The following is an 18,549-nucleotide window of genomic DNA, read 5'->3' on the forward strand; positions in this document are numbered from 1 at the left end:
CCCCCCCCCCCCCCCCCCCCCCCCCCCCCCCCCCCCCCCCCCCCCCCGGCCCCCGGACCCGACCCCGACCCCGACCCCGACCAAGCCGAACCCACCCACCCGGCCAGGGCCACCCCGCGTCACCCCTCGGCGATCACCACCGCCGAAGCCACCCCGGCGTCATGGCTCAACGACACGTGCCACGACGCCACCCCCAGCTCCGCCGCCCGCGCCGCCACCGACCCCGTCACCCGCAACCTCGGCTGCCCGCTCGCCTCGACGTACACCTCCGCGTCCGTCCACAGCAGGTTCCCCGGCGCGCCCAGCGCCTTCGCCAGCGCCTCCTTGGCCGCGAACCGCGCGGCCAAGGAGGCCATGCCCCGGCGTTCGCCGCTCGGCAGGAGCAGCTCGGACTCCACGAAGAGCCGGTCCGCCAGGTGCGGTGTGCGTTCCATCGCCGCCGCGAACCGGTCGATCTCCGCCACGTCGATCCCCACACCGATGATCATCGAAAGCAACCCCACAGCCAGTCACGGGCCGCCGGGCCGCAGGCCCTCGGCCCCCGGCCCGCCCTCGGCCCTATTCCACGGTCACGGACTTCGCGAGATTACGCGGCTGGTCCACCTCGTTCCCCCGCGCGGTGGCCAGCTCGCACGCGAAGACCTGCAACGGCACGGTCGCCACCAGCGGCTGCAGCAGCGTCGGCGTCACCGGGATCCGCACGAGGTGGTCGGCGTACGGGACCACCGCCTCGTCGCCCTCCTCGGCGATCACGATCGTCCGCGCCCCGCGCGCCCGGATCTCCTGGATGTTCGAGACGATCTTGTCGTGCAGCACCGACCGGCCCCGCGGCGACGGCACGACGACCACCACCGGCAGGTCCTGCTCGATCAGCGCGATCGGCCCGTGCTTGAGCTCCCCGGCTGCGAAGCCCTCGGCGTGCATGTACGCCAGTTCCTTCAGCTTGAGCGCGCCCTCCAGCGCGACCGGGTACCCCACGTGCCGCCCCAGGAACAGCACCGTGTTCTTCTCCGCCAGCGACCGCGCCAGCGCCCGCACCGGCTCCATCGTCTCCAGGACGCGCTCCACCGCGGCCTCGGCCTCCGACAGTTCGCGGATCACCGCCCGGATCTCGTCGCCCCACTTGGTGCCCCGTACCTGTCCCAGGTACAGCGCGACCAGGTAGCACGCCACCAGCTGGGTCAAGAACGCCTTCGTCGAGGCGACCGCCACCTCCGGACCGGCGTGCGTGTACAGCACGGCGTCGGACTCGCGCGGGATCGTGGAGCCGTTGGTGTTGCAGATGGCCAGCACCTTGGCCCCCTGCTCCCGCGCGTGCCGCAGCGCCATCAGCGTGTCCATCGTCTCGCCGGACTGCGAGATGGCCACCACCAGCGTGCGCTGGTCCAGGATCGGGTCGCGGTAGCGGAACTCGCTGGCCAGCTCGGTCTCGCAGGGGATCCGCGTCCAGTGCTCGATGGCCAGCTTGGCGATCAGGCCCGCGTGGTACGCCGTCCCGCACGCCACGACCACGACCTTGTCGACCTCGCGCAGCACCGAGGCGGGGATGCGCACCTCGTCCAGGCTGAGCGTGCCGCTGGCGTCGATCCGGCCCAGCAGCGTGTCGGCGACCGCCTTGGGCTGCTCGGCGATCTCCTTGAGCATGAAGTAGTCGTAGCCGCCCTTCTCGGCGGCCGAGGCGTCCCAGTCGACGTGGTAGGCCCGTACGTCGGCCGGCGCGCCGTCGAAGTCCGTCACGGTGACGCTGTCGCGGCGCAGCTCGACCACCTGGTCCTGGCCGAGCTCGATGGCGGAGCGGGTGTGCTCGATGAACGCGGCGACGTCGGAGGCCAGGAAGTTCTCGCCCTCGCCGACGCCCACGACCAGCGGGGAGTTGCGGCGGGCGCCGACCACCACGTCCGGCTCGTCGGCGTGCACGGCGACGAGGGTGAAGGCGCCCTCCAGGCGCCGGCAGACCTGCCGCATCGCCTCGGCCAGGTCACCGGTGGAGGAGAAGCACTCGGCGACGAGGTGGGCGACGACCTCGGTGTCGGTCTCGGACTGGAGCAGGTGGCCACGCTCCGTCAGTTCGGCGCGCAGCGCGGCGAAGTTCTCGATGATGCCGTTGTGGACGACGGCGACGCGTCCCGCGTTGTCCAGGTGCGGATGGGCGTTGGCGTCGGTCGGCCCGCCGTGGGTGGCCCAGCGGGTGTGGCCGATGCCGGTCGAGCCGGTCGGCAACGGCCTGCTGACCAGGGCCTTTTCCAGGTTGACCAGTTTCCCGGCCTTCTTCGCGGCGGCCAGTCCGCCGTCCGCCAGGACGGCGACGCCCGCCGAGTCGTACCCGCGGTACTCCAGCCGCTTGAGGCCCGCGACGACCACATCGAGCGCCGACTGCGCTCCCACGTAACCCACAATTCCGCACATAGGGCGCAGCGTACGCCGAACCCGGGGTTCTGCCCCGTACCCGAACCAGACGAAAACCCCGCCCGGTGGAAGCCACCGGAGCGGGGTTGACGTCGCGTCGGGTACGCGTGTTCGGCGGGCGCCGGGCCCGCGCTCGGCGGATCGTCAGCCGAGCTTCTTGGCCTGGGCGTCGATGACGGTCTTGGGCTGCGTGGCCGTCAGGCCGAAGGAGTAGAAGGTGGCCAGCGAGTTGCCCTTGCGCACCACGACGAAGTGGTTGGTGGACTTCTCGCCGCCGTCCAGGTCCATGGTCATGGTGAAGGCCGCGGCCTCGTCGCCGGCGGTGACGGAGGCACCCGGCTTGACGTCGAGGAACTTGACCTTGTCGCCGCCCTCGTCGACGGTGTAGCCGCCCGCGCAGGCCCCCGCCGCCGTCTTGAGGGAGGCGAACGCCTCCTCGGCGCCCTTGCCGTCGTACGAGCCGACGCTGACCAGCGTCTGGGTGGCGCCGAGGGCCTCCAGGCCCGCCTTCAGCTTGTCCTCGGCCGAGGCGCCGGCGCTCGGCTCCTTCGGCTTGGCCTTGGCGACCGTACGGCCGCTGCCGGTCGCCGCGCCCACCTTCTGGGCGGACTGGGCCTGCATCAGCGGCTTGCACTCGGCCTTGTCGACGGTGGCCTTGGACCCCTCGGCGGCGGCCTTGGCGCCGCCCTCGGCGGAGACCAGCTGGTCGGGCACGTCGGCCTGGGTGACAACCAGGGCAGCGACCTCGGCGTCGGTCTTGCCCTTGGCCGCGGGCGCGGCGGCCGAGGACCCGGCCGGCTTCGGCTCGTCCTTCTTGTCGGCCGGCTTGTCCGAACCGCAGGCGGTGGCCAGCAGCGCGAGCGACAGCGCGGACGCGGTCATGACAGAACGACGGACGATGGTGTTACGCACGGTGGAAATACCCCCCACGAACGGCATTGGCACGGCCAACCTACCGGGCGGCGCCGACACAAGATCGGGGAACCGCCCACGGCGTGCCCATCGTGACCGACACGAGATCCGCACGACACCCCGCCGTCGCCCACGTGACCGACCCCACCACCCACAAGCCGCCCGGAACGCCGACAATGACGGTGTGATCACTTCGCCGCCACGAAGCGCAAGCGCCCGTCCGCGTGCCGAGGGCTCGCCGTACGTCGACCTCACCCGCGCCGAGTGGAGCGCGCTGCGCGACCGGACCCCGCTGCCGCTGACCGCGGAGGAGGTCGAGCGGCTGCGCGGCCTCGGGGACGTCATCGACCTCGACGAGGTGCGCGACGTCTACCTGCCGCTCTCCCGGCTGCTGAACCTCTACGTCGGGGCCACCAGCAACCTGCGCGGCGCCCTGAACACCTTCCTCGGCGACGCCGGCAACGGCCACGGCGCGCAGACCGGCACCCCGTTCGTGATAGGGGTCGCCGGCTCCGTCGCGGTCGGCAAGTCCACCGTCGCCCGCCTGCTGCAGGCACTGCTGGCCCGCTGGCCCGAGCACCCGCGGGTGGAGCTGGTGACCACCGACGGCTTCCTGTACCCGATGAAGGAGCTCCAGGAGCGCGGGCTGGTCTCCCGCAAGGGTTTCCCGGAGTCCTACGACCGCCGGGCCCTGACCCGCTTCGTCGCCGACATCAAGGCGGGCAAGGAGGAGGTCAGCGCCCCGGTCTACTCCCACCTGATCTACGACATCGTCCCCGGCGAGCGGCTCGTCGTGCGCCGCCCGGACATCCTGATCGTGGAGGGGCTGAACGTGCTCCAGCCGGCCCTGCCGGGCAAGGACGGCCGCACCCGGGTCGGGCTCGCGGACTTCTTCGACTTCTCCGTCTACGTCGACGCGCGCCCGGAGGACATCGAGCGCTGGTACCTCAACCGGTTCCGCAAGCTGCGCGAGACCGCGTTCCAGAACCCTTTCTCCTACTTCCGCAAGTACACCCAGGTCTCCGAGGAGGAGGCCATGGAGTACGCCCGCACCACGTGGCGGACCATCAACCGGCCCAACCTGCTGGAGAACGTCGCGCCCACCCGCGGCCGGGCCAACCTGATCATCCGCAAGGGCCCCGACCACAAGGTGCAGCGGCTGAGCCTGCGCAAGCTCTGAGCCGTTCGGCCGGGCCTCCGTAAGCTTCGGGCATGCTGCATCTGAGGCTCATCACCCCGCCCGACCGGACGGAAGCGGTGACCGAGGTCATCGAGGCGACCGTCGGCACCACCCATCTGGTGGTCCTGCCCGGCGCCGCCCGGGACCCGCAGGGCGACCTCGTGCTGTGCGACGTCGCCCGCGAGGCGGGGGACGAGCTGCTGCACGAGCTGCGGGCGCTGGGCATCGACCAGGACGGCTCGATCGCCGTGGAGAACATCGACCTGTCGCTGTCGAAGCGCGCCGAGCAGGCCGAGGAGGAGGCTCCGGGCGAGCCGGCGGACGCGGTGATCTGGGAGCAGCTCACCGAGGCCACCCACGAGGAGTCGACCCTCACCGTCACCTACACCGCGTTCATGATCCTCGCCACGATGATCGCGGCCTGCGGTGTGGTGCTCGACAGCGCGGTCCTGATCGTGGGCGCGATGGCCGTCGGCCCCGAGTTCGGGCCGCTGGCCGGGGTGTGCACCGGCCTGGTGCAGCGCAGGCCGGCGCTGGCCGCGCGGTCGCTGGCGGCCCTGCTCATCGGGTTCGCGGCGGCGATCGCGGCCACCACGGTGTTCAGCCTGCTGATGGACCAGGCCGGGCTGTTCAGCCGGCAGATGCTGGACAACGGGCGGCCGAACACCAGCTTCGTCTGGCAGCCGGACCCGTTCTCGCTCGTGGTGGCCGTCCTGGCCGGCGCCGCCGGCATGCTCTCGCTGACCTCGGCGAAGTCCGGCGCCCTGGTGGGCGTCGCCATCTCGGTGACCACCGTCCCGGCCGCCGCCAACGCGGCCGTGGCCCTCAGCTACGGCGAGTACGCCCAGATGTGGGGCTCCGCCGAGCAGCTGCTGCTGAACCTCGGCGGGATCATGCTCGCCGGGACACTGACCCTGATCGCCGGGAAGGCGCTGTGGCGCACCCAGCGCGGCCGCTGGAAGCGGCAGCGGCCCCTGTCCCGCAGCTGAAACCACAGCTGGTGTCCGGGACGGGGGCCGCGGGGCCGCAGCGCTGGCCGGCGACTAGCCCAGCGCCGACTTGACGGCGTCCGCGAGCCGGCCGGCGACCGCGCGGGCCTGCTCGATGTCGGCGGCCTCCACCATCACCCGCACCAGCGGCTCCGTGCCGGAGGGCCGCAGCAGCACCCGTCCGGTGCTGCCCAGCTCCCGCTCGGCGTCCGCGACGGCGGCGGCCAGCTCCCCGGAGGTCCCGACCCGCGTCTTGTCGACGTCGGGCACGTTGATCAGGACCTGCGGCAGGCGCTGCATGACGCCCGCCAGGTCGGCCAGGCTCCGGCCGGTGGCCGCGACCCGGGCCGCCAGCATCAGGCCGGTCAGCGTGCCGTCGCCGGTGGTGGCGTGGTCGAGGATGATCACGTGGCCGGACTGCTCACCGCCGAGCGCGTAGCCGTGCTCCTTCATCGACTCCAGCACGTAGCGGTCGCCGACACCGGTCTGCACGACCTCGATGCCTTCGCGCTCCATCGCCAGCTTGAAGCCCAGGTTCGACATGACCGTGCCGACCACGGTGTTCTTGCGCAGCTGCCCGGCCTCGCGCAGGGCGAGCGCCAGCACGCACAGGATCTGGTCGCCGTCGATCTCCGCGCCGGAGGCGTCCACGGCCAGGCACCGGTCGGCGTCACCGTCGTGGGCGATGCCCAGGTCCGCGCCGTGCTCGACGACGGCCCGCTTGAGCTGGTCCAGGTGGGTGGAGCCGCAGCCGTCGTTGATGTTGAGGCCGTCCGGCTCGGCGCCGATGGTGACGATCTCGGCCCCGGCCCGCGCGAAGGCCTCGGGCGAGACCCGCGCGGCCGCGCCGTGCGCCTCGTCCAGGACGATCTTCAGGCCGTCCAGGCGGCTGGGGAGGACACCGATCAGGTGGGCGACGTACCGGTCGAAGCCCTCGTCGTAGTCGGTGACCCGGCCCACGCCCGCGCCGGTGGGACGGTCCCAGGGGGCGCCGGTGCGGTGCTCCTCGTAGACGGACTCGATCCGGTCCTCCAGCTCGTCGGCCAGCTTGTGGCCGCCGCGCGCGAAGAACTTGATGCCGTTGTCCGGCATCGCGTTGTGGCTGGCGGAGAGCATGACGCCGAGGTCGGCGCCCAGGGCACCGGTGAGGTACGCCACCGCCGGGGTGGGCAGCACACCGACGCGCAGGACGTCCACGCCCGCGCTGGCCAGGCCGGCGACGACCGCGGCCTCCAGGAACTCGCCGGAGGCCCGGGGGTCGCGCCCGACCACGGCGGTCGGCCGGTGGCCCTCGAAGGTGCCCGCTTCGGCGAGCACATGGGCGGCCGCCACGGAGAGGCCGAGCGCCAGCTCGGCCGTCAGATCCGCGTTGGCGACACCGCGTACACCGTCCGTGCCGAAGAGTCGTCCCACTGTTGTCCTCCGAGTTCGCGCTGGGTACATCGTTGTACGTACCGCGTGACAGGTATGTGCCGCCTACAGCGGTAAACGAACCGCCCCGGACAGCACAGAGTGTGCCGCCGGGGCGGATTCGTGCAGAGCAGCAGGCGGAGATTAGCGCTTGCTGTACTGCGGAGCCTTGCGGGCCTTCTTCAGACCGGCCTTCTTGCGCTCGACCGCACGGTCGTCGCGGGAGAGGAAGCCGGCCTTCTTCAGCGGGCCGCGGTTGTTGTCCACGTCCGCCTCGTTGAGGGCGCGGGCCACGCCGAGGCGCAGGGCGCCGGCCTGGCCGGAGACACCGCCACCCGCGATGCGGGCGATGACGTCGTAGCGGTTGTCGAGCTCGAGCACCTTGAAGGGCTCGTTGACTTCCTGCTGGTGCACCTTGTTCGGGAAGTAGTCCTCAAGGGTGCGACCGTTGATCTTCCACTTGCCGGTGCCCGGGACGATCCGGACGCGGGCGATGGCGTTCTTGCGACGGCCCAGGCCGGCAGCCGGCTGCGGGTCGCCGAAGCGGGAGGCCAGGGACTCGGAGGTGTAGTCACCCTCCGGGGCCTCGGACTCGAAGGTGGTCACAGCGTCGTAGGTCTCGTCGCCCTCGACGGGGGCTTCGAAGGTGGTCTCGGCCACGATTCTCCTCAGAATTCTCTGTGTCTTAGGGGGTGGCCGGGATTACTGCGCGACCTGGCTGATCTCGAACGGCACCGGCTGCTGGGCAGCGTGCGGGTGCTGGTCGCCCGAGTAGACCTTCAGCTTCGAGAGCATCTGACGGCCCAGGGAGTTCTTCGGGAGCATGCCCTTGACCGCCTTCTCGACGGCCTTCTCCGGGTTGTTGGCGAGCAGGTCGTCGTAACGGACGCTGCGCAGACCACCCGGGTAGCCGGAGTGGCGGTAGGCCATCTTCTGCTCGCGCTTGTTGCCGGACAGGTGAACCTTGTCGGCGTTGATGACGATGACGAAGTCGCCCATGTCCATGTGGGGGGCGTAGGTCGGCTTGTGCTTGCCCCGCAGGAGGGCAGCGGCCTGGGTCGCCAGACGGCCGAGGACAACGTCCTGGGCGTCAATGACGAGCCACTGGCGCGAGATGTCGCCGGGCTTGGGGCTGTACGTACGCACGGGTCGTATGCCTTCGCTTCTTCAGTGGTGGGGTATCCCCCGGGCTGACCCTGGGGACGGGTCCTGACAAAGGTCACCACGGACGATCACGACAGCCCTGGTGCACTACGGGGACGCAACCCGTGTGTACCGCTGGTCATCGGCCCGGTGGACCGGCGTAAGGGCCCTTTCACGTGAGAATGAACAAGCCAATACGCATAACGAACCAGCAGGATACCCGCGCTGCCCCGGACGGGTCAAAACGACGGAGGGGATCAAGCCGCAGGGGCCGTCTCCTCGTCGCGCACGGTTCCTGTTGTCCGTCCGTCCTCCAGGTTAACCCCGGGCGCGGCCAGGCACCGGCGCGCGAGCGCCACCGCCACCCCGCACAGCGCCCAGCAGTCCTCGAAGGCGCGCCGGTGGTTGTCCAGCGCCGACGGGCCCGGGACCCCGGCGATCTGCGGCGCCAGCCCCACCCAGAACCAGGGCGAGCGGGCCGCCGAGCGCTCCCGCACCGCCGAGGCGAGCAGCAGCGGCAGCACCACCAGGAGGTAGTGGTCGAACGAAGGACGGGACACCAGGAACGCGGCGAGCATCACCATGCAGGCCGTCTCCGCCAGCCGCTGCGCCCCGCCGTCCCCGCCGTGCCCGCCGTCCGCGTCGGCCCCGCGCCAGCGCCGCCACGCGGCCCACAGCGCGCCCACCGCCCCCGCCCCGGCCAGCGCCACCGCCACCGGCTGCGGCACGCCCAGCCGCGGCAGCACCGCCACCGGGGACGCGTCCCAGACCAGCGCGTACGCGTCCTGGCCTTGCAGCAGGAACGGCAGGGTCTTGGTGAAGAACAGCGTCGGACTCGGCATCGCCAGGGCCCCCGCCAGCGACAGCGCCACCGGCACCCCCGCCGCCACCGCCAGCCCCCGCCACCTCCGGGCCAGCAGGAACACCAGCCCGACCGGCACCAGCATCGGCTTGGCGGCGATCGCCACCCCCACCACCAGGCCGGCCCGCGTCCACCGGCCCCGGTGGGCCAGCAGCAGCGCCACCGGGAGCGCCGCCGCCGACACCGACGTCCAGTTCCCGATGAGCACCAGGTTCAGGTACGGGCTGTACGCCAGCGCCAGCGCGCCCCAGCCGCCCACCGCGAACCGGGACCGCACCGGCACCCCGAACAACCGCAGCGCCGCCCACCAGCCGGCCGCCAGCAGCGCCGACATCACCAGCGGCAGCGTCCAGCGCAGCAGCAGCGGCGGCAGCAGCGCCTCCGGCACCGCCAGCAGCACCGCGCTCGGCAGGTACAGGAACCGCTTGTCCTCGTACGGCGAAACCCCGGCCAGCAACGCGTCCGCGGCCTTGACCACGAAGGCGTTGTCCGAGCCGCCGTTGTCCCGCAGGCTCGTCGAGACCGCGACGGTGAGCACCACCACGAGCGCCGCGGCCCACCAGGAGCGCGGCGCCGGAGTGAGCAGCCGGCCGAGCACGCGGTCCCAGGCACCCGGCCTGACCCAGTTCATGGGGCCCGATGCTAGCGGCCGGGCGTCAGCGCACGCGTTCGACCCGGCGCTCGTCCCAGACCGGCTCCGCCGTCTCGCGGACCACCCCGTCCGACCCGAAGACCAGGAACCGGTCGAAGGACCGCGCGAACCAGCGGTCGTGCGTCACGCACAGCACCGTGCCCTCGTACGCCTCCAGGCCCTCCTGGAGCGCCTCGGCCGACTCCAGGTCCAGGTTGTCCGTCGGCTCGTCCAGCAGCAGCGCCGTGGTCCCCGCCAGCTCCAGCAGCAGGATCTGGAACCGCGCCTGCTGCCCTCCCGAGAGCCGGTCGAACGGCTGGTCGCCCTGCCGCTCCAGCTCGTAGCGGCGCAGCACGCTCATCGCCCCGCCCCGGTCCTTGGCGTGCTCCTTCCACAGGATGTCCACCAGGGTCCGGCCGAACAGCTCCGGATGCGCGTGCGTCTGGGCGAAGTGCCCGGGCACCACCCGCGCGCCCAGCTTCCACACGCCCTCGTGCGCCACCGGGTGCTCGGCGTCCCCGGCCAGCAGCCGCAGGAAGTGCGACTTGCCGGAGCCGTTCGAACCCAGCACCGCCACCCGCTCGCCGTAGAAGACCTCCAGGTCGAAGGGCTTCATCAGGCCCGTCAGCTCCAGCCGCTCGCAGGTCAGCGCGCGCACCCCGGTACGGCCGCCCCGCAGCCGCATCCTGATCTCCTGCTCCCGCGGCGGCTCCGGCGGCGGCCCGGCCTCCTCGAACTTCTGGAACCGGGTCTGCATCGCGCGGTACCGCGACGCCATGTCCGGGCTGATCGCGGCCTGCTGGCGCAGCCGGTGCACCAGCGCCTTCAGCCGCGCGTGCTCCTCGTCCCAGCGGCGCTTGAGCTCCTCGAACCGCGCGAAGCGCTCCTTGCGCGCCGCGTGGTAGGTGTCGAAGCCGCCGCCGTGCACCCACACGTCCGTGCCCGCCGGGCTCGGCTCCAGGCTGACGATCTTCTGCGCCGCCCGCGACAGCAGCTCCCGGTCGTGGCTGACGAACAGCACCGTCTTGCGGGTGGCCTTCAGCTGCTCCTCCAGCCACCGCTTGCCCGGCACGTCGAGGTAGTTGTCGGGCTCGTCGAGCAGCAGGCACTCGTCCGGCCCGCGCAGCAGCGCCTCCAGGACCAGCCGCTTCTGCTCACCGCCGGAGAGGGTGCGCACCTCGCGGAACTGCGCCCGCTCGTACGGGACCCCCAGCGCCGCCATGGTGCACACGTCCCACAGCGTCTCCGCCTCGTAGCCCTGGACGTCGGCCCAGTCGCTCAGCGCCTGCGCGTACGCCATCTGCGCGGCCTCGTCGTCGACCGTCATGATCAGGTGCTCGGCGCGGTCCACGGCCTTCGCGGCCTCGCGGATCCGCGGCTGCGCCACCGATACCAGCAGGTCACGGACGGTGCTCTCGTCCCGGACCGAGCCCACGAACTGCGACATCACGCCGAGCCCGCCGCTGACCGTGACGGTGCCGCCGTGCGGCTGGAGCTCACCGGAGAGCAGCTTCAGCAGGGTGGTCTTGCCGGCGCCGTTCGCGCCCACCAGGGCGACCACGGAGCCCTCGCCGACCCGGAAGGACACATCGGGCAGCAGCACCCGCCCGTCGGGCAGGTAGTACTCCAGATGGCCGGCTTCGAGATGTCCCATGCCGGGGATTGTCCCGGCCGGACCCGCGAGGGCCAAAACGGTTTTCCGGCCCCCTCGGGATCAGCAGCAGCCGGCGCCCGGCAGGGTCCGGACGTTGCGGGCCAGCCGGTTGCGCTCGGCCAGCAGCTCGTCCGCCGGGTAGCCGACCTCTTCCAGGGTCAGCCCGTGCGGCCGTACGACGTGCACGGCGGAGTCCCGTACCCCGGCCGCCAGCACCTTGCCCGGCCAGTCCACGGCCCGGTGCCCGTCGCCGACGTGCAGCAGGGCGCCGACCAGCGAGCGGACCATGTTGTGGCAGAACGCGTCCGCCCGGACCGTCGCCGTGACGATGCCGTCCGCGTCCCGCTCCCAGCTCAGCCGCTGGAGCGTCCGGATGGTCGTGGCGCCCTCGCGCTTCTTGCAGTACGCCGCGAAGTCGTGCTCGCCGAGCAGCGCCTGCGAGGCCTCGTTCATGGCGTCCACGTCCAGCGGCCAGTCGTGCCACAGCACGTGCCCGCGGCGCAGCGGGTCCACCCCGCCCTTGTGGTCGCCCACCCGGTAGGCGTAGCGGCGCCAGATCGCGGAGAAGCGGGCGTTGAAGTGGGCCGGGGCCTCGGCGACCCGCCAGACCCGCACGTCGTGCGGGAGCCGGCCCGCCAGGCGCCGCATGAGGACGTCCCGGTGCTCGGCCCAGACCGCCTCGGGCAGGTCCAGATGGGCCACCTGGCCGCGCGCGTGCACGCCCGCGTCGGTCCGCCCGGCCACGGTCAGCTCGACCGGCTCGCGCAGCCGCATCACGGTCTGCAGGCCCGATTCCAGCTCGCCCTGGACGGTCCGCCGCGCGGTCTGCTTCGCCCAGCCGGAGAAGTCCTTGCCGTCGTACGACAGGTCCAGCCGCACCCGGACGAAACCGGGCTCCACCTCGTCACTCACGTGCCACATCCTCTCAAACGTGCGGAACGGGCCCGCCCCCGAAGGGACGGACCCGTTCCAAGCCTGACGGCTGAAGGCGATCCGGGAACCGGATCAGGCCTCCTTGGTCTCCTCGGCCGGGGCCTCGGCGGCCTCGGTCTCGGTGGCCTCGGTCTTGGCGGCCTCGTCGGCCTCCTTGACGGCGCGCTTGGTGGCGGCCTCGGCCTCGGCGACGGTCGCCTTCTTGGCGATCTCGCCCTCGACCAGCTCGATCACGGCCATCGGGGCGTTGTCGCCACGACGGTTGCCGATCTTGGTGATGCGGGTGTAGCCACCCGGGCGCTCGGAGTAGCGCGGGGCGATCTCGGTGAAGAGCGTGTGGACGACGCTCTTGTCCGTGATCGTCTGCAGCACCAGGCGACGGTTGTGGATGTCGCCCTTCTTCGCCTTGGTGATCAGGCGCTCGGCGACCGGACGCAGGCGGCGGGCCTTGGCCTCGGTCGTGGTGATGCGGCCGTGCTCGAAGAGCGACTTCGCGAGGTTCGCGAGCAGCAGCTTCTCGTGCGCGGCGGAGCCGCCGAGGCGGGCGCCCTTGGTGGGACGCGGCATGGTGTTTCTCCTCTGTGCTGCACCGGCCGTGTCAGGTACCGGTGTCAGTTCCCTCAAGCGGTCGCGAGAGGGGTGTGCGGGGGGCGTGGACCCCCCGCAGGTCTCTTACTAGTACTGCTCGGTCTCGACGAAACCGGCGTCCGCGTCGTCGTCGGCGCCGAAGGCGTCGGCGGCGGCGGTCGGGTCGAACCCGGGCGGGCTGTCCTTCAGGGCCAGGCCCATGCCGGCCAGCTTCGCCTTGACCTCGTCGATCGACTTCGCACCGAAGTTGCGGATGTCGAGCAGGTCGGCCTCGGAGCGGGCGACGAGCTCACCCACGGAGTGGATGCCCTCGCGCTTGAGGCAGTTGTACGACCGAACGGTGAGCTCCAGCTCCTCGATCGGCAGCGCCAGGTCGGCGGCCAGGGCGGCGTCCGTCGGGGACGGGCCCATGTCGATGCCCTCGGCGTCGATGTTGAGCTCGCGCGCCAGACCGAACAGCTCGACCAGGGTCTTGCCGGCGGACGCCATGGCGTCGCGCGGGCGCATGGCCTGCTTGGTCTCGACGTCGACGATCAGCTTGTCGAAGTCGGTGCGCTGCTCGACTCGGGTCGCCTCGACCTTGTAGGTGACCTTGAGGACCGGGCTGTAGATGGAGTCGACCGGGATGCGGCCGATCTCCTGGCCCAGCTGCTTGTTCTGGACGGCGGAGACGTAGCCGCGACCGCGCTCGACGGTCAGCTCCATCTCCAGCTTGCCCTTGCCGTTCAGCGTGGCGAGGACGAGGTCCGGGTTGTGCACCTCGACACCGGCCGGCGGCGCGATGTCGGCGGCGGTGACCAGGCCGGGGCCCTGCTTGCGCAGGTACATCACGACGGGCTCGTCGTGCTCCGAGGAGACGACCAGCTGCTTGATGTTGAGGATGAGGTCGGTGACGTCCTCCTTGACGCCCGGCACGGTGGTGAACTCGTGCAGGACACCGTCGATGCGGATGCTGGTGACAGCGGCACCCGGGATCGAGGAGAGGAGCGTACGGCGCAGGGAGTTGCCGAGGGTGTAGCCGAAGCCCGGCTCCAGCGGCTCGATCACGAACCGCGAGCGGTACTCGTCGACGACCTCTTCGGTCAGCGAAGGACGCTGAGCGATAAGCATGTCTTTTTCCTTCAGTCGTGGACGCCCACTATTTGACGTCCTCGGGGTACTGCAAGGGTACGGGCGGCACGCCCCGAAGGGGGCGTACCGCCCGAAAAGCCCAGGTCAACGCCAGGCGTCAGACGCGACGGCGCTTCGGCGGACGGCAGCCGTTGTGCGGCGTGGGGGTGACGTCCTGGATCGAGCCGACCTCGAGGCCGGTGGCCTGGAGGGAGCGGATCGCAGTCTCACGGCCGGAGCCGGGACCCTTGACGAAGACGTCGACCTTGCGCATGCCGTGCTCCTGCGCGCGGCGGGCGGCCGACTCGGCGGCCATCTGCGCGGCGAAGGGGGTGGACTTGCGCGAGCCCTTGAAGCCGACGTGGCCGGCGGAGGCCCAGGAGATCACGTTGCCGGACGGGTCCGTGATCGAGACGATGGTGTTGTTGAACGTGCTCTTGATGTGCGCGTGGCCGTGAGCGACGTTCTTCTTTTCCTTGCGGCGCACCTTCTTGGCAGCGCCCTGACGACCCTTGGGGGGCATGTCGTACTCCTACGGGAGGTGGTCGGTCCTACAGCGCAAGACCGCTGAACAGGACTACTTCTTGCCCGGCTTCTTCTTGCCGGCGATGGCGCGACGCGGGCCCTTGCGGGTACGAGCGTTCGTGCTGGTGCGCTGACCGCGGACCGGCAGGCCACGGCGGTGACGCAGACCCTGGTAGCAGCCGATCTCCACCTTGCGGCGGATGTCGGCCTGGATCTCGCGGCGGAGGTCACCCTCGGTGCGGAGGTTGGCGTCCACGTACTCGCGGATCTTGACCAGGTCCTCTTCGGCCAGGTCACGAACGCGGGTGCTCGGGTTCACGCCGGTCGCGGCGAGGATCTCCTTGGACCGGGTGCGCCCGATACCGAAGACGTAGGTGAGTGCGATCTCCACGCGCTTTTCGCGCGGGATGTCAACACCGGAAACGCGTGCCATTCAATGGCTCCTGTGTTAGTCGGGGGTCTTCCGCAAAGCCGCTCCCGACCGCCGTATGAGGTACGGATCGGGTCCCCGGCCCCCGCCGGAGGTGCCGCCGACCCTGTCCGGGCTGGGCGGGCTCTGCGTATTTACGTGTGTTGCGTCGCGCGAAGAACTGCGAGGTGCAGGTCGGTCGGCGTGCGTCAGCCCTGGCGCTGCTTGTGGCGCAGGTTGTCGCAGATGACCATGACCCGGCCGTGACGGCGGATCACCTTGCACTTGTCGCAGATCTTCTTGACGCTCGGCTTGACCTTCATGTTCTTAAGGTTCTCCGGGTCAGTGCCACCACCCGCGCCGGGAAGACCCCAGGCGGGAGCAGGAGCAAGATCTACTTGTATCGGTAGACGATCCGGCCACGCGTCAGGTCGTACGGAGAGAGCTCCACCACGACCCGGTCATCCGGGAGGATACGGATGTAGTGCATCCGCATCTTTCCGCTGATGTGCGCGAGGACCTTGTGACCGTTCTGGAGTTCCACCTTGAACATGGCGTTCGGGAGGGACTCGATCACGGTGCCCTCGATCTCGATGGCACCTTGCTTCTTGGCCACGCTTCGCCTTTCGAATCGGCTACCTTGATCAGCTCGCTGCACCATGCGGACATGGAGATGCACGCGAGCCGACGAGTCAGTCTACGTCAGGGCACCCAGAAAGACGAATCCGGAAAGTTTGCCCACGAGTCTAGATCATTACGCCGACAGGTCGAGGGGGTCGGGGGCGGTCGTGACGCCGTACTGCGCCAGCTTCGCCTTGCCGCAGTCCGGGGCGGTCAGCACGAGGGGGCCCTCCTCGGTCAGGGCGACCGAGTGCTCCCAGTGCGAGGACCACGTGCCGTCGGTGGTGACGACCGTCCAGTCGTCGGAGAGCACCTCGGTCTGGGCGGTGCCCAGCGACACCATCGGCTCGATGGCCAGGCAGACACCCGGCACCAGCTTGATCCCCTTGCCGCGCTTGCGCGAGACGTAGTTCAGCAGGTGCGGGTCCATGTGCATCTCCGAGCCGATGCCGTGGCCGCCGTAGTCCTCGATGATCCCGAAGCGCCCGAGGCTGTGGTCACCGGTGGCCGGGCGCGGCTGGCGCTTGATGAAGGTCTCGATGGCGCGCGAGATGTCCACCAGGCGGTTGCCGAGCTTCATGGCCGCGATACCGGCCCACATGGACTCCTCGGTCACCCGGGAGAGCTCGATCAGCTCCGGGGCGTGACCGGTGCCGACGAAGGCGGTGTAGGCCGCGTCGCCGTGCCAGCCGTCGACGATGGCGCCGGCGTCGATCGAGATGACGTCACCGTCCTTGAGGACCGTCTTCTCGTCCGGGATGCCGTGGACGACGACCTCGTTGACCGAGGTGCAGATGGTCGCCGGGAAGCCGCCGTAGCCGAGGAAGTTCGACTTCGCCCCGTGGTCGGCGATGACCTTGCGGGCCACCATGTCCAGGTCGCGCGTGGTGGCACCCGGCACGGCCGCCTCCCGGGTCGCCTCGTGGATCGCTGCGACGACCAGGCCGGCCTCCCGCATCTTCGCGATCTGCTCGGGGGTCTTCAGCTGGACCATGGGGGTGTGCCTTCCACCTTCGAATCGGGACTTCTCAACAGTACGGCCGCGGCGTCCGGTGGACACCGCGGCCGTACGGAGGTACTGCGGACTACTTCTTCAGCGCGTCCATCGCACGCCGGGTGACGTCCTTGACCTCGCCGAGGGCGGAGATCGTCACCAGCAGGCCCTGGGCCTTGTAGTAGTCGATGATCGGCTCGGTCTGCGTGTGGTAGACCTCCAGCCGGGTGCGCACGGTCGCCTCGGAGTCGTCGCTGCGCTGGTAGAGCTCGCCACCGCAGGTGTCGCAGACGCCCGGCACCTTCGGCGGGGTGTACGTCTCGTGGAAGACGTGCGCCGAGTCGTTGCGGCAGATCCGGCGGCCCGCGATGCGCTTGACGACCTCGTCCTCCGCGACCTCCAGGTCGAGGACGGCGTCCAGCTTCATGCCGGCGTCCTTGAGCATCGCGTCGAGCGCCTCGGCCTGCGAGACGTTGCGCGGGAAGCCGTCGAGGAGGAAGCCGCCGGCCGCGTCGGGCTGCTGCATCCGGTCCTTGGCCATGCCGACGGTGATCTCGTCGGGCACGAGCTTGCCGTCGTCCATGAAGGACTTGGCGCGCAGGCCCAGCTCCGTGTTCTGGCTGATGTTGGCGCGGAACAGGTCACCCGTGGAGATGTGCGGGATCGACAGGTTCTTGGCAAGGAACGCGGCCTGCGTTCCCTTGCCCGCACCGGGAGGCCCGACGAGGACGATACGCATCAGCGGAGGAACCCTTCGTAATTGCGCTGCTGGAGCTGGCTCTCGATCTGCTTCACGGTTTCCAGACCCACACCCACGATGATGAGGATGCTCGTCCCGCCGAACGGGAAGTTCTGGTTCGCTCCGAAGCCGGCCAACGCCATCGTCGGCACAAGAGCGATGAGACCCAGGTACAGCGACCCCGGCCAGGTGATCCGGTTGAGCACGTAGCTCAGGTACTCGGCAGTAGGACGGCCCGCCCGGATACCCGGGATGAAGCCACCATACTTCTTCATGTTGTCCGCGACTTCCTCCGGGTTGAACGAAATCGCCACGTAGAAGAAGGCGAAGAAGACGATCAGGAGGAAGTAGGCGGCGATGTAGTAGGGGTGGTCACCCTTGACGAAGTGCTTCTGGATCCAGGTGGCCCAGCCCGCGGTGGACCCGCTGAACTGGACGATCAAGGCCGGGATGTAGAGCAGCGACGAGGCGAAGATGACGGGAATCACACCCGCCTGGTTCACCTTGAGCGGGATGTAGGTGGACGTTCCGCCGTACGCGCGGCGGCCGATCATGCGCTTCGCGTACTGGACGGGGATCCGGCGCTGGGCCTGCTCGACGAAGACGACGAGGGCGACCATCGCGAGACCGACCAGGATGACGACGCCGAACTCCACCCAGCCGTCGGCGATCTTGCCCTGGAGCTTGATCTGCCACAGCGCGCTGACGAAGCCGGCGGCGATCGAGATGAACATCAGGATCGACATGCCGTTGCCGATGCCGCGGTCGGTGATGAGCTCGCCGAGCCACATGACGACACAGGTACCGGCGGTCATGGTGACGACCATGACGACGGTGGCGAAGATCGAGCGGTCGGGCACGATCTGGCCGGCGACCGTGCAGCCCTGGAACAGGGCGCCGGAGCGGGCGGTGGCGACGAGGCCGGTCCCCTGGAGGATGGCGAGCGCGACCGTCAGATAACGCGTGTACTGCGTGATCTTCGCCGTGCCGCTCTGGCCCTCCTTCTTGAGGTTCTCCAGCTTGGGGATGACCACGGTCAGCAGCTGGAGGATGATGCTCGCCGTGATGTACGGCATGATGCCGAGCGCGAAGATCGTGATCTGCAGCAGCGCGCCGCCACTGAACATGTTGACCAGCCCGAACAGGCTGTTGCTGGTGCCAGCCTGGTCCACACACTGCTGGACGAACTTGTAGCTCACGCCGGGTACCGGGATGTGGGACCCGAGCCGGAACAGCACGATGATGCCGAGCGTGAAGAGCAGCTTCTTGCGCAGGTCGGGCGTCTTGAACGCCCGGGCGAACGCGGTGAGCACGGTGCCTCCTGCGACCCCCGCGCTACTGCGTCAGAGGTGACGGTCTGAGGAATCGATGTGTACGACAAAGCAAAGGTGCAGGCCACCTTACCGGCGTCTGCGCCCCCCGTGGAACGACCAACCGGGGATG

At 70.3% G+C, this 18,549-nt stretch carries 20 protein-coding genes; 2 read left to right on the forward strand and 18 right to left on the reverse strand.

From position 1 onward, the window contains the following. Window positions 1-119 precede the first annotated feature (119 nt). From LG632_RS04250 to LG632_RS04260, 3 genes are all read right to left on the reverse strand, one after another. Entirely contained in the window at window positions 120-488 is a 369-nt protein-coding gene (locus LG632_RS04250; RefSeq protein ID WP_226725323.1) for a holo-ACP synthase, read from the reverse strand. A 70-nt stretch (window positions 489-558) separates the two neighbouring features. Then, the gene (gene glmS / locus LG632_RS04255; RefSeq protein WP_226725325.1) at window positions 559-2,406 is read right to left on the reverse strand and encodes a glutamine--fructose-6-phosphate transaminase (isomerizing); all 1,848 of its coding nucleotides are present in this window, start codon (window positions 2,404-2,406) and stop codon (window positions 559-561) included. A 144-nt stretch (window positions 2,407-2,550) separates the two neighbouring features. Then, the gene (locus tag LG632_RS04260; RefSeq protein ID WP_226725327.1) at window positions 2,551-3,288 is read right to left on the reverse strand and encodes a hypothetical protein; all 738 of its coding nucleotides are present in this window, start codon (window positions 3,286-3,288) and stop codon (window positions 2,551-2,553) included. Between the two features lie 214 nt (window positions 3,289-3,502). On the opposite strand from LG632_RS04260, the gene coaA reads away from it, so the two are divergent. Together coaA and LG632_RS04270 are read left to right on the forward strand one after the other, a co-directional pair. After that, window positions 3,503-4,498: a type I pantothenate kinase gene (coaA, locus tag LG632_RS04265; protein ID WP_226725329.1), complete on the forward strand. Its 996-nt coding sequence runs from the start codon at window positions 3,503-3,505 to the stop codon at window positions 4,496-4,498. Window positions 4,499-4,530: 32 nt separating this feature from the next. After that, window positions 4,531-5,487, forward strand: a complete 957-nt coding sequence (locus LG632_RS04270; protein ID WP_226725331.1) for a DUF389 domain-containing protein — start codon at window positions 4,531-4,533, stop codon at window positions 5,485-5,487. Between the two features lie 54 nt (window positions 5,488-5,541). Here LG632_RS04270 and glmM read toward each other — a convergent pair whose 3' ends face one another. The 15 genes from glmM to secY form a co-directional block, all read right to left on the reverse strand. Further along, window positions 5,542-6,900, reverse strand: a complete 1,359-nt coding sequence (gene glmM / locus LG632_RS04275) for a phosphoglucosamine mutase (RefSeq protein ID WP_226725332.1) — start codon at window positions 6,898-6,900, stop codon at window positions 5,542-5,544. A 141-nt stretch (window positions 6,901-7,041) separates the two neighbouring features. Further along, window positions 7,042-7,557 (reverse strand): 30S ribosomal protein S9, encoded by a 516-nt coding sequence (rpsI, locus tag LG632_RS04280; protein ID WP_226725335.1) that lies wholly within the window; start codon window positions 7,555-7,557, stop codon window positions 7,042-7,044. Between the two features lie 42 nt (window positions 7,558-7,599). Next, complete coding sequence (rplM, locus tag LG632_RS04285; protein WP_226725337.1) at window positions 7,600-8,043, reverse strand: 50S ribosomal protein L13; 444 nt, start codon at window positions 8,041-8,043, stop codon at window positions 7,600-7,602. Between the two features lie 254 nt (window positions 8,044-8,297). After that, the gene (locus LG632_RS04290; protein ID WP_226725340.1) at window positions 8,298-9,533 is read right to left on the reverse strand and encodes a glycosyltransferase family 87 protein; all 1,236 of its coding nucleotides are present in this window, start codon (window positions 9,531-9,533) and stop codon (window positions 8,298-8,300) included. Between the two features lie 25 nt (window positions 9,534-9,558). Further along, a complete protein-coding gene (locus tag LG632_RS04295; protein WP_226725343.1) occupies window positions 9,559-11,187 on the reverse strand; it encodes an ABC-F family ATP-binding cassette domain-containing protein in 1,629 nt (542 codons plus the stop codon). Window positions 11,188-11,247: 60 nt separating this feature from the next. After that, on the reverse strand, window positions 11,248-12,099 hold the full coding sequence (truA, locus tag LG632_RS04300) for a tRNA pseudouridine(38-40) synthase TruA (protein WP_226725345.1): 852 nt from the start codon (window positions 12,097-12,099) through the stop codon (window positions 11,248-11,250). Between the two features lie 93 nt (window positions 12,100-12,192). Further along, on the reverse strand, window positions 12,193-12,687 hold the full coding sequence (rplQ, locus tag LG632_RS04305) for a 50S ribosomal protein L17 (RefSeq protein ID WP_226725347.1): 495 nt from the start codon (window positions 12,685-12,687) through the stop codon (window positions 12,193-12,195). 108 nt (window positions 12,688-12,795) lie between these two features. After that, a complete protein-coding gene (locus tag LG632_RS04310) occupies window positions 12,796-13,818 on the reverse strand; it encodes a DNA-directed RNA polymerase subunit alpha (protein WP_010473911.1) in 1,023 nt (340 codons plus the stop codon). A 118-nt stretch (window positions 13,819-13,936) separates the two neighbouring features. Further along, the gene (gene rpsK / locus LG632_RS04315) at window positions 13,937-14,341 is read right to left on the reverse strand and encodes a 30S ribosomal protein S11 (protein WP_003956432.1); all 405 of its coding nucleotides are present in this window, start codon (window positions 14,339-14,341) and stop codon (window positions 13,937-13,939) included. Window positions 14,342-14,395: 54 nt separating this feature from the next. Next, window positions 14,396-14,776, reverse strand: a complete 381-nt coding sequence (gene rpsM / locus LG632_RS04320; RefSeq protein WP_125642187.1) for a 30S ribosomal protein S13 — start codon at window positions 14,774-14,776, stop codon at window positions 14,396-14,398. A 185-nt stretch (window positions 14,777-14,961) separates the two neighbouring features. After that, on the reverse strand, window positions 14,962-15,075 hold the full coding sequence (gene rpmJ / locus LG632_RS04325; protein WP_003956441.1) for a 50S ribosomal protein L36: 114 nt from the start codon (window positions 15,073-15,075) through the stop codon (window positions 14,962-14,964). Window positions 15,076-15,146: 71 nt separating this feature from the next. Then, window positions 15,147-15,368: a translation initiation factor IF-1 gene (infA, locus tag LG632_RS04330; protein ID WP_003956442.1), complete on the reverse strand. Its 222-nt coding sequence runs from the start codon at window positions 15,366-15,368 to the stop codon at window positions 15,147-15,149. Window positions 15,369-15,506: 138 nt separating this feature from the next. Then, complete coding sequence (gene map / locus LG632_RS04335) at window positions 15,507-16,367, reverse strand: type I methionyl aminopeptidase (RefSeq protein ID WP_226725349.1); 861 nt, start codon at window positions 16,365-16,367, stop codon at window positions 15,507-15,509. A 91-nt stretch (window positions 16,368-16,458) separates the two neighbouring features. After that, window positions 16,459-17,106 (reverse strand): adenylate kinase, encoded by a 648-nt coding sequence (locus LG632_RS04340; protein ID WP_226725351.1) that lies wholly within the window; start codon window positions 17,104-17,106, stop codon window positions 16,459-16,461. After that, window positions 17,106-18,419, reverse strand: a complete 1,314-nt coding sequence (gene secY / locus LG632_RS04345; protein WP_226725353.1) for a preprotein translocase subunit SecY — start codon at window positions 18,417-18,419, stop codon at window positions 17,106-17,108. The genes LG632_RS04340 and secY overlap by 1 nt, the downstream gene beginning before the upstream one ends. Window positions 18,420-18,549 lie beyond the last annotated feature (130 nt).

Source organism: Streptomyces antimicrobicus (assembly GCF_020532625.1).
GTDB classification, from domain to species: domain Bacteria; phylum Actinomycetota; class Actinomycetes; order Streptomycetales; family Streptomycetaceae; genus Streptomyces; species Streptomyces antimicrobicus.